This window comes from Chroococcidiopsis sp. TS-821 (genome assembly GCF_002939305.1).
Taxonomy (GTDB): domain Bacteria; phylum Cyanobacteriota; class Cyanobacteriia; order Cyanobacteriales; family Chroococcidiopsidaceae; genus Chroogloeocystis.
This window is the reverse complement of sequence record NZ_MVDI01000006.1, coordinates 194,307-205,845: the sequence shown is the minus strand read 5'-3', so window position 1 is coordinate 205,845 and position 11,539 is coordinate 194,307. Positions and strand designations below refer to the sequence as shown.

The 11,539-nt window shown below is 45.9% G+C and carries 6 protein-coding genes; 1 reads left to right on the top strand and 5 read right to left on the bottom strand.

Annotation, left to right across the window (positions count from 1 at the left end):
* Positions 1 to 63 precede the first annotated feature (63 nt).
* From B1A85_RS16390 to B1A85_RS16370, 5 genes are all read right to left on the bottom strand, one after another.
* Positions 64 to 693, bottom strand: a complete 630-nt coding sequence (locus B1A85_RS16390) for a type I restriction endonuclease (protein ID WP_015328625.1) — start codon at positions 691 to 693, stop codon at positions 64 to 66.
* A gap of 216 nt (positions 694 to 909) precedes the next feature.
* A complete protein-coding gene (gene holA, locus B1A85_RS16385) occupies positions 910 to 1,872 on the bottom strand; it encodes a DNA polymerase III subunit delta (RefSeq protein WP_015328624.1) in 963 nt (320 codons plus the stop codon).
* Positions 1,869 to 3,269 carry a DNA polymerase III subunit gamma/tau gene (gene dnaX, locus B1A85_RS16380; protein ID WP_015328623.1) on the bottom strand — a complete coding sequence of 467 codons (1,401 nt, stop codon included), beginning with the start codon at positions 3,267 to 3,269 and terminating at the stop codon, positions 1,869 to 1,871. Before dnaX ends, holA begins: the two co-directional genes overlap by 4 nt.
* A 98-nt stretch (positions 3,270 to 3,367) precedes the next feature.
* The gene (dnaN, locus tag B1A85_RS16375; protein WP_015328622.1) at positions 3,368 to 4,957 is read right to left on the bottom strand and encodes a DNA polymerase III subunit beta; all 1,590 of its coding nucleotides are present in this window, start codon (positions 4,955 to 4,957) and stop codon (positions 3,368 to 3,370) included.
* A 118-nt stretch (positions 4,958 to 5,075) separates the two neighbouring features.
* Entirely contained in the window at positions 5,076 to 7,481 is a 2,406-nt protein-coding gene (locus B1A85_RS16370) for an AAA family ATPase (protein ID WP_015328621.1), read from the bottom strand.
* Positions 7,482 to 7,826: 345 nt separating this feature from the next.
* Here B1A85_RS16370 and B1A85_RS16365 point away from each other — a divergent pair, with 345 nt between their 5' ends.
* Positions 7,827 to 11,384 carry a hypothetical protein gene (locus tag B1A85_RS16365; RefSeq protein WP_015328620.1) on the top strand — a complete coding sequence of 1,186 codons (3,558 nt, stop codon included), beginning with the start codon at positions 7,827 to 7,829 and terminating at the stop codon, positions 11,382 to 11,384.
* The last annotated feature ends 155 nt before the right edge of the window (positions 11,385 to 11,539 follow it).

Sequence of the window (11,539 nt, the reverse complement as noted above, 5' to 3'; positions counted from 1 at the left end):
GTTAGTCCAACTGACTCCGCAACAGCGAAATGCGCCTTTGGTGGTGGATGGTGCGATCGCTTGTCAATTCTGGATTGCGGCACCAAGTCGCATCATTATGCTCAAAACACTGTACAACTCATTCCCAGGACTGAGAATTGAAAACACCCTTGACAAAGCGTACTGTGGTGTACCAGAACGAGTTAGCTTCAGGAAAACGAAACTACCGCCATTTGTGATTAACCCAAAGGTCGGTTTATCTACCTTTGGAGACGCTAACATATAGGCTAGTGCCTGCGCTCTAGCAGCCTCTAGAGAGAATTCTGCTTTTTTGGACTCAATGACCAGTATCCACAGCTGGTCGTTCAGCACTAGGACGTCAATACGACCCTTGACGACAATCCCTTCATCTTCAGCGGTAAGTAAGATTGATGTTTCTGTCTCAATTCTAAATGGGGATTGATAAAACCCCGCTAAGTCAAGCAATGGAGATAGAACCACCATCTTGACCGCATCTTCTAGTAGGGGTGGGTATTCAATTAAGTTGCGATAGTTGCTCTTTACCCGGTCAAGTGATCGCTTTTCTTCTTCTGCGATCTCCGGTAAATCATCTTGCCATTCACGGAAAAACTGTTCATCTTCAGTTTGGGTAAGGCTGAATTTAGTCCTTAAGTCGTGTAACGTAATATCAATGGCTTGAAGGGTTTGAATCATAAAAAAAAATGGGAGTGTGAAAACCCAGCGGCTGATTCGCCCTGGGAGGAAACACGACTTTGGGCAACTGTTAAGAAGTACCCTTTGAACAAATGCTAACTAATTATCTCCTAAAGAAACTCCAGATATCGCTGTGACAATCATAAACAAAGTATAAATGCCCACAATGTCTATGTTGTGAACGTTGTGGGCGAAATAACTGAAACAAGGGGAGCGTCAATTGAACAATCGAGCTACTTTGAGAAAAGCTGGCAGCATGACTTTTGTGCTTGCACCCTGTTTTAGTTCAACCTCCAGTTCAAACAACCAAATCACAGCAGTAGCCAAGGCTTTGATAGAGGCGGCTGCAACATCCTTTTTCAGGTAATAGAGCCGATTGGGATTGCCAATTCCACATAATTGGGCAATTTCTACATCTTTCCGCTGCACTCGGTCTTTGAGCACACTTTTCACCCATAACCAAGTCAGAAATTGGGTCTGGAGCGTAGCAACGATCGCCAGCGGTACTTCAGCACGAGACAAAAGATCGTGAGTCAATTGGACGACCCTAGTTGAGTCGCCACATCTGGCTGCTTCTGCCAATTGGAAACTGGTTTGAGTATGGCAGGGGACTAAAGCCTCTACTTCCGATTGACTCAGGGATTTGCCTTGAGCGTAGACCCTTAGCTTGTTTAGCTCTGATGCTACCCTAGCGGAGTCGTTACCGATCGCAACAGCCAAGTAGGTGACGACTGACTTAGACAGCGACAGCTTCATAGCTTTGGATCGCGCTGCAATCGATTGAGCGATTAGATCGGTGCGCCAAGGCGGGAGCAAGGGATATTCTGTCAACTGCCCGTGTTTGAGTAGAAATTTAGCAATTTTCAGCCGTTTATCTAACGAGGCGGCGGTGAATACTAGATTGGTGTTTGGTGGTAAGTGGGGAAGGCACTGCAATAGCTCGAACTGCCATTCCCCAAATTGAGTGACAGAATTGAAGTTGCAGTCTTTGACTACCACCACCTTTAAACGATCGGCGACGGCTGGCGTGCGAGCGGTATTTAAGGCTTCGTCAAGTTGCGTCGGGCTGAAGGCGTGATAGTTAAATGTCAGCCAGTTGGGATCGAGCTGGCGCTTGAGGGCGGCAAGCTGTTGACTGATAGCATACTCGTCCTCTCCAATTAACAACAGCACTGTCATGCGCTCAGTCTCCGATGAGATCTAGCATTCGCATTGGCAGCAGTACGAACAAATACTGTAATGGGTTTAGGGTATTGGGTCACGCGCTGGAGCAGACGGGCGATCGCCTCTTTGTTAGCTTCAAACTTCTCCAAGTAGGTTGGGGCTACCTCCAAGATAGCTTTGGAGCCATTGAGCTTAACGAGAGTAGCTTTAGACAGCAGCATCCGGTTGTTGGATTTAGCGCTATTGATCGCAGAATGCCAAATTTCGTTAAGCGTAGGTTCTGCGGTTGTAGTCGTCAGCTTTGTGAAAATTGGCTGAGGCTCTTGTTGCGTAGCTGACATCAAATTCAGCAAACAAACTTCCAGCCATACTCCGGCGTTGATGGACTGTCGGAGCTGGAGTTCTGCTTTGTGCAGTTGTACCAAAACTAGATTGAGCGTGTCGAAGCTCCACTTGGCTGCTAGTGACTTGAGCTGATGGTAACTGACTACACCTGTTAGCAAGCTCTGCTCTTTAGGAGCAGATTGAAGAACGAGCAAATCTCGAGAGGTTTGCAGCAAGCTGTTAAGAATCAGCGTCGGCGTTTTACCTGCATCCACTAGTTCTCTGGCGGCTTGCAGGAGTTGTAAGGTGTTGCCAGCAGCGATCGCCTCAACGATCGCGAGCAGTTCCGATTCGGTGGTTCCACCTGCCATTTCAATTACTTGGTTTGCCGTCACGCCTTCACCCAACAACCGCACCTGAGACAGCAATTGCAGGGCATCTCTAAGTCCCCCATTAACGATGCGGGCGATCGCCAACAGTGCATCGTCACCGATCGCAATTTCTTCACTCACAGCTACTTTGCGTAACTGCGTTGTAATAGTCCCAATAGAGAGGGCGCGGAATTCAAATCGCTGAGTGCGGCTGATAATGGTAGGCAGAACTTTATGAACTTCGGTAGTGCAAAGCACGAACACTACGTGAGCTGGAGGTTCTTCAATGCATTTAAGCAGAGCATTTTGGGACTGGGTAGTAAGCTGATGGCATTCATCGAGAATGAAAATTCGGTAACGTCCTGCCACAGGTGCAAAACTGCTACGCTCAACTAGCTCTCGCGCATCATCTACGCCATTGTGAGACGCAGCATCAATTTCGCTCACGTCCAGGCTGCTGCTCGACTCAATTGAACGGCAAGATTGACATTGACCACAAGGGTTAATGGTCGGCTTTTTGCTCTCTAGGCAGTTTAACGACTTGGCAAAGATGCGGGCAGTGCTAGTCTTCCCCGTGCCTCTCGGTCCCGTAAATAAGTAAGCTGGGGCAATTTGTCTATTAGTAATGGCATTAGCTAAAGTTGCTTTGACGTAGGGTTGTCCTACAAGGTCTTCAAGGGTTTTAGGTCTGTAAGCTAAATGAAGGGCTGCGCTCATAGTTTTGGTTGTGAAATTGTAAATTGCTCCCCGATAGGGGATAGCCAGAAGCCTGTGCCTGAACGGTCAAGCACAGGTGAAAAAATCAGCGCCTTGCATCAACCAGAATTTGACTGGGCGTTGTACTCTTGCTTCGCCTTTTCTAGATCGTAGAGAGGTAGGATAAAATAGGTTGCGTCGATAGCAATTTCGGGAAATTCTAAATCCCCAGCTGGCTTGAGGCTAACAGGGGTGTAGGGTCGATCCATCGTGAAATTCACTGCCGTACTGCTTAAAGCCTTTAGAGCATCGATCAGGTAGTTGATATTGAACTGAATCTCAAATTTTCCCAGCTCATCAGGGATTGTGGCAGACACAGTTTGAGTGCCTCTGCCGTAATCCCGCTCAATCGTGAGATAGATTTCTTGCGTGCTGCTGTCGAACAGGAGTTTGACAGCGTTCTCCTTCTTACTTGCCAAAGCTGAAAGGCGATCGAGTTTGGAGAGCAAGGCATTGGTTTCGATTGCTACTTGCTTGGGATACTGATATCGCTCGACCAAAGCTTGGCAATCCGGATAGGTATCTTCCAAGCATTGAGAAATTATTTCTTTTTGGAGCTTTTTATCGCTAAACTCAAACAGAACGCGCTTTGATGGGGCATCATAGGCAAACCGCAGCCACTCATCAACTTCAATTTTCTCTAAGTTGCGGGTTAGTTCTTTAAGTGTCTTGGCTGGAATGATGCAAGTTTGATCGCTCAAGTGGGACTTAGCTCGCTGCTTTCGCCCGATCCCATTCGTGGACAGAGCAATCAGGGCGACTTGGTGTCCGTCGGTTGCAGTACAGCGCAGCTGCCCTCGTTCGGCACTGTGTAACCACTGCACGCCTGTCAGGATTTTCTTAGAATCGTCCGTACTTGCTGCAAAGATGACTCCTTTCAAACCAGCCTTGACTGCTTTGGCAGGCAGAGAAACCAAATTGGTTGTGGGTACTGAAATCTCTGGGAACTCTCCTGCATCCATACCATAGATTTCAACCGCTCCCCCCTGACTGTCTTCCAATAGCACGACGGGGCTAGAGTTAGTTTCCTGTGCCTCTGTCTCAGCCTTTGATTTTGTCTTGCGGTTTTTGGCAGCGACTGTAGCGTTCAATTGAATCAGGGTTGTTTCACCTGTAGGACACTTACCCACAACACTTACTAAAATTTCAGCAGGCAAGGCGATCGCCCCACCCCGTAGCACGTGCGCTTCAAAGGCAGCACTCAGAGTTAGGCTGATGTCAGAGGCAATGAGCTTGACCTTGTTCTCCTGCTCGTCAGCGATCGCCAGAATATTAGCTAGAACGGGTTGCAGGGGTTTAGTTGGGACGGCAGCTTTGACAAAGGCTAAAGCCGAATCGAGCGCTTCTTGCTGGCAGATGACGTGCATTCCTTGACTGGCGGCAAGATCGTTAGATGCTGACTTAGCTGGAATCGATCCATTGACAGCATCGGATTGGCTCAATAGATCGGGTTGCTCAATTGAATTCAGTTGTTCATCGGATTCAACCAACTTTTTGCGCTTTGTTTGCTTCGCCGTCTTACCGTTGTGCCGTTCTAATTTAGCTGGAGTAGTAGTAATTTGAGTTGCCCCAGCTACAGCCGATTTAGCATTCTTGTTAGTCTCTCCCGTGGATGAGGTATTGGTTTGCTTAAGTCTAGTTACGCTCATATTTTTAAAAACCGATTTGCCGTGCTACGCTGCGGTAGCAGTGAGAAAGGTGCAATCCGTCGGATTGAGCGATCGCACCTGTTGATTCGCCAACTTTTGATCCAGTCTTGCAAGATTACTATTTAACGATAAACACCCGTTCTCTAGCCCGCGTCGATCCTACATACCAAAGCCGATTGAGTTCCCGCACGCTGCTGAGTTTTCCGTCCAATCCTCGCTTGTTTAAATCGTTTGCATCGATGGCGACTTCATCAAACGTAGACCCTTGCGAGTTGTGAACCGTGAGGGCAAAGCAGGGTCTGACGTTGGCAAACGTTTCTAGATGCTTGTAATACTTCTGCCAGAAGAAGGGGTTACTTTTGGCAGATTGCATTAGCTGTTGAGCTTCAGCATCAAACCGCTGCCGTTCTTCATCATGTAGCACGTAGATCTGCCGCTTTATGTCGTTGTCAGTGGTGGCGATCGCCCGCCATACTTTATAACCTGCGTAGCGGTCTTCGCAGTAATCTGTAACGACAAACTCGCTGGAGGTTGGCAGAATCACCGTTTTCCCGTCTGGGGCGACTATAGGATCGCGAGCGATTAGCCGTTCGCCGATAACAAACCGAGCGGCATTTACGCCGTAAAGGTGGGTACGAATATGGTGGTTATACCAGTCCACCTGCTTATTCGTCCAACAGAGAATTCTAAAGCAGTCGGGGTTGTTGTCAAACTCGCTCTTCATTTTCTTACAGGCGTAATTCAAAAGTGTCTGCTGCCGCACGACGAATACACCATTTTGCTTGTCCTGCGAGTATTTTGGGCAGGGCTTAAACGGCTGCTTGCTTTTCGTAACAGCTTGGCGGCAGGTTGTGACGAATTCCAGCAGAGGACTGTCAGCTCCTTGTCGGACTACCTGCTTCAGCACTGCCCGATTAGTCACGCTGAAACTGGGAGACTTCTTCTCGTTGACTGGATTAAGCTGCGCGGGATCTCCCATCAGCACGATTTTGAGTCGAGGTGCATACAGGCTAGCCACGTCTTCAATCCAATGCCAGAGCTGCTCGCCAATCATGGAGCATTCATCAATGAAAACGATATGAAAGGCATGAGCATAAGATGAGCCAGTCCGTTCTAAAACTTTCTCGCCAGCTCGCGTCACCATCCCTAGTCCTAGCAACTGGTGAATGGTGAAGAAGTCTAGCCCAGCAAGTTCGTTCTTAGCTGCCATGCGCTGGAGTACGTTTACAGCTTTATTGGTGGGAGCGGTCAAAGCAATTCGCTTGCCTACGCCGACCAATGCTTTAACTAGCAGCGAAACCAAAGTAGTATTGTGAGTCACGATGCAGTGCTCTGTGACGTAAAGTCGAGAGGGATGTTCTACAGCAATGCAGACACACTCTTGCTCTGCTTCAGCTTCGACTGAAACAATGTATCGAGCTGGAGCATAGCGAGTTTTTGGTTTCACGCGATCGCGCTTGCGAGGCAGATGAAAAGGATTGATATCTGGGGGTAGGCAAATTGAAAGTCTATAGCATAAACGACCAGATGCTGTGTTTCTTGTTTGTATTGGGCAAATACCACCCAATGATTCAACTAAACTTCTTACATCCGCAGCCAGCTGGGGTGAACTAGTTGCAAAGGATGTCTCATAGCCTTCCTGCGAGACAGTACCATCTGTGTCCATCAATCCACGTAACAGCTCCAAGCGCACTTCTTTTGAGTTAATTAAGTAGCATTGGGGAATGAATTTTTCATAGGAGTACTTGCCCCACAAACCTAAAGATTTCAAGGACTCTGTTAGTGGATTGTGTCGATATTGCCCTCGCCACTGAGTACCTACAAAACGATATTCTCTCTGAATTATAATTCTCATATCCACATCTTCGGGAATTATCTCTCGGCAACGAGTAATAATTTCTGCATCGTTGGTTGTTAACTGGGGTGTATTGCTTGTTAGTCCTCCATCTCCCAGTAGGCAACCGAGTAAGTAAGGAGCTATTGGAACGGTGGAAGGTTCAAAGTCAGCGCACTGCATTACTGGAATGCGATGATTGCTTTGCAGCCCGTTTCTAGCTGATAATGATGCAGCAATTTCTCGCGTAGTTTTGACTCGTCCCTTCTTGGGTTGAGGGATTCTTCCCTTCTTTTGTGCTTTGTAAACTCTCACGCGGTTGGCATTGCGTTCGTGATAGCTTTCAGTTAGCCACAAATGATCGTAGCAGCACAAGGTGGAGCTGCCATCGTTAAACTTAATCCTGGCTACGGGTTTAACTCCTTGAGGGAAAATCCCAATGACTCGTGTGCGAGAACCATCGCCAGCGATCACAAAGTCGCCAGGTTTGAGCTGACCAATTGGTATCCATCCCGTAGGAGTGAGGACGGGGGTATGAATAGGTTGAGCTTTGCCAGTCCCTGCATAGCCGCCCAGCAAAAATAAGGTTTGGTCTGAATCTAAAAATTCGAGAATCGCCTTCAATGCCTGCTCTTGGTCGCAAGTTAATTGAAATGGGAGTTGAGGAATCGAGAGGATCTGTGCGGTCATAGGTCGAGTGTTTGAAATTTCCAAACACCCCCACGCGGTAGCGGTTCACTCAACTTTCTTGGTTTTCTCCAATTCCTCTTTTCTTTCCACTTCCAAGCATTGTGGGGTGGAGAGCGCCGATAGGTATGTCATCTCAAGGATGCTGTGGGAAAATATAGCGGTTTATGTTTTCTACACTGAATTGGGTAAATTTGTGAAGAACGCATGAAATATTTGTAACCAAAAATACGGCTGTTATATTGGTATTGCTGAATTTAGATTTTGTTATCGAACTGCCTTAGTTATGTTTGGTACTTCTTCTCAAGAATTGACGCTTGCAAGTTTAATGTAAGTTTTAATACTTGTATGGCGATAACTAAAGTTTTAGCTGATGGTAGTCTGAGCGTACCTGTTTTCGACGCATCTTACGAAAACGGGAAAGGGCGATTTTTATCCGAACCATTTACCTTAAAGCACTCAATTCTGGCTCAAATGTTTTCGCCAGAAGACTTGAAGTCTTTGGTGATGGTTAAAATCGACGATGCTAATCCCAATCCCGATCGCCTTCGCAACCGCACTTTTGAAGACGGTCAGAAGCGGTTCTTTGCATTTAGTTCTGGGCAAAACTATTATTTTGCTAGCAAGAACTTAAGAGATCGAATTCGAGATTTTTTTCAAACCGAGCCAGACACCGCTTGTCGCTACGGCTCGTTGCTGACTAGCGATTGCTTTAAGGGTACTCAAACCTTTGAAAACCTGCGGGTCAAAATTGTCGATCGCCAAGACCCAAAGTATGCAGAGTATAAAACAGGGGATTGTCACGGCAAAATTTCTCCCAAACTGGCGAAGGTATTAGGTGCGAAGACGAACGCACCGTTTCAATTTCGCTTGGCTTGGAAATCAGATTGGGCTGTTGATGAAAAACTAAACCTACCCAGTTTTCTATCGAAAGGGACATTTCTGCCTGATCGCAATTTGACTGAAGGAAAAGGGTATGACTTGATTCTGGATATCTCCTCGATCAAAGGAATTGAAAAGTCCCAACTGAAAAAGCTGATCCCCTGTGGAGATTACGAATTTCCTCAAGCCGTGCTGGGTAATCGCTCCAATGCCAAAGTCACCCAATACAACAATAGTTGGCAGTTCACCATTTGGTTTTCTGAGGATGCAATACGGCAGGACTTTGAACCTGTTACGCTCAAGAAGGCTCAGCAATTAGCTTCCTTGCAGCGCGACCCCCTGGCTCTAGCCAAATACATTGTTGCAGAGTATGACAAAAAACAGGGACGCGATCGCGCCTTTGGGAATCGCAGCCAATCTGAAGATTTGGATTTACAAATTGAAGACTCGGACTTGGATGAGGATGTGTCTGCCAAAGAGCAGGAAGCCCGAATAATTTCCCTGCTTCGAGCAGATAAGTATGGGCAGCTTTTGGATGCGCCAAAGGTTGCAGATTACCTGCGCGATTATGTAGCTAACAAATGGCGAGACCTAGCGGTTAAGACTGGATTTACACACAGTTCTGGTATGGCAATGCCAGCTCCAGAACTAAAGCAGGGAACGATTTGTGCGCCTCACTTACCAGAAGGAGACACGATCGTTACTCGCTATCCAATTGTTTCAAGGGACAACATTCGACTCTATAAAAATGTCCATTACCCAAAATTGATAAAGACTAAAAATGTGGTTTGGATTAACCCATTGGATGCAGAGAAATATCACCAGGCAGACTTTGATGGAGACCAGTTAATTGTTACGTCTGCTATTAAAATACCTAACATTGCTAAGGAGGTGCGTCGAGCTGGAGAACCCGCTGAGTTCATGGAAGTTAAGCAACGCCCAAAGCTATCTTACATCGATGTTTTAGATGAAGAGGGAAACCGCAAATACACTAATTTAGCAGAGGTAGCGGTTGCTAGCTGCCAGAACAAAGTAGGTCAAGTAGCACTTGCCATTGGGCGAGTGCAATCTTCCCTACCTAATGAAAATGAAAACCCAGCTTTATTTGAACGCAAAAAGCGGAAAGTGTTAAACCGTTTATTTGCTGGATTGCAAATTGAAGTAGACTATCAAAAAAGTGCAGAACGAATTGAAGATGTTAAAGAATTAGAAGGAATTTCAGACTTTAACGGTCATCGGTTACTAGACGATGCTAAAAAGTGGGCGGACGCTCATCCATGTCACTTTTTTAAATTTCATAAAGATGACCGAAGTTATCGCACCTTTACTATTCCTGCTGAAGAAAAAGCCGCAGTTAATGTTATTCCTAGAGAAGTGGTTAATCCTTTGTGGTCAGCGACTCAAATTCGGAACCGCAGCCGTGAAGAATTTCGTTATTTATTTCCCAATCCTATGACTGAGGGAGCAGATGAAGATGAAATTGACTATTGGAAAGAAAATTACTTAAATTGGGCAGAAGAATTAAAACTTAGGTTTGAGGAGTCTCGCAACGAAATCAAAGAAAGAGTTGGTGAAGACTCAGAAGCATTTAATAAAGAACTCGGTAGATTGTACGATTCCTACAGAGCAGAAATTGCAGAGCTTTTTGTCGAACCAGAAGAACGCTCTGCTGCTGCCAGTGCGCTTTGGTATAGCCAGCACAGCAGACCAGAACGTAGAGGAGCCGAAGAAACGTGTCTTAAAATTGCTAAAAAGCTGAAGATAACTTTTGGGTTAGAAGTTGATTACGAATTGCCTAACGAAGCGCTACCTCGCGATGCTTATGTTCTCAGCATTCCCTTTGGAGATGAAGCACTTAAGTGGAAGCAGTCTTTGGATGAACGGGAAATTGAGTATACGGCAATGATCAATTCCGAGCTGCCGATGGTTGATTTTGTGTTCAAAGATTTATCTCCCAAGGTGATTGAAAAGTTAGAAGCAAGATATGGAAATAACTTTAATGGCTCAGAACAACTTAATTTACCCGATAAACTGTGGATAGTTGCACCACAAAACTATAACTGGGCAATGTCACGCACTCAACCTGGTGTTGGAGCTTTAGTTTATAACTTGTTTACCGATGAAATCTGCCAGCAACTTGAATCCACGCAGATCGATCAGATTCAAGTTTTAGGTATTAAACATAATGAATTTGCCGCAGAGAACTTGAATTCGCGTCAGTGGAGAAACCAATCTATTGACTTTAAGGTTGATACGCTTAAGTTAGAGCCAGATAATCCCAATTACTACCGTTACAATGGTACTCCTGCTATTGCTATTGACGGTAAGATTTTAGGCACTTTTTCACCAGAGACACCAAAGCTGCCGATTGGGTCAACTTTCAGCGGCACTATTGAGCCAGAAGGATCTAAAGTCACGTTGCACGTCGATCCCGAATCGGTTTGCTTACCAGTTATTGCGATTGCCTCTGGCACTGCGCTCCGCGCAATCGCATCCAAAGAAGAATCAAAACAAGCCGATTTTCCATCTCCTCCAGAGCGATCAAGCAACAAAGCTGATACTAACTTTAGCGAGCAAATTCATAAACGCCAGCTCCGATCCCAAAACAGGAAGTCTACAGCAATGGTGTCTAATTTAAAAGAACAATCCACTGTAATGGACAAGCTTATTGCTGGCGTATCAGCGGCGTATGCACAAAAGTGCTTGAATCAAGGAATCAAGCCAGACCATGAGAAGCCAGTCCGAGTTGGAGTGGGAAGTTGGGATGCTTATGTCGAGGCATCGGGTGACACGCGGATTCGCGGTGGGCTAGAAGGTGAAGCTAAACGAACGATCGCTCAGTTTAATTTACACACCGTTGCAGTAACTCATCCTTTGTCTCCAGTGCTAACCAAGGCGTTTGAGCAGATGTTGAAGCAATACCAACGGCTTGATCAACAGCAGCCCTCCAAGTTTACACGCACTTTACATTCTTCTTCAGAATATCAAAAGTTTTTGAAAAAAAAGCAAACTGAATTGGATTAGACTTGGCAGTGTAAATACTGCTTGCTAAAGTATTATTTATAGCAAAAAGAATAAATAATAAAGCAGAAAAAGACTCATATTTATTGGCTTCAAATATGATGATTCCTACTAGGGTCAGCTATAGCCAAGCTGGTATCTAATGGAAATCTATGTAT

Coding starts and splice junctions, on each gene's coding strand:
- B1A85_RS16390 (WP_015328625.1), bottom strand. CDS start 693: ATGATTCAAACCCTTCAAGCCATTGATATTACGTTACACGACTTAAGG.
- holA (WP_015328624.1), bottom strand. CDS start 1,872: ATGACAGTGCTGTTGTTAATTGGAGAGGACGAGTATGCTATCAGTCAA.
- dnaX (WP_015328623.1), bottom strand. CDS start 3,269: ATGAGCGCAGCCCTTCATTTAGCTTACAGACCTAAAACCCTTGAAGAC.
- dnaN (WP_015328622.1), bottom strand. CDS start 4,957: ATGAGCGTAACTAGACTTAAGCAAACCAATACCTCATCCACGGGAGAG.
- B1A85_RS16370 (WP_015328621.1), bottom strand. CDS start 7,481: ATGACCGCACAGATCCTCTCGATTCCTCAACTCCCATTTCAATTAACT.
- B1A85_RS16365 (WP_015328620.1), top strand. CDS start 7,827: ATGGCGATAACTAAAGTTTTAGCTGATGGTAGTCTGAGCGTACCTGTT.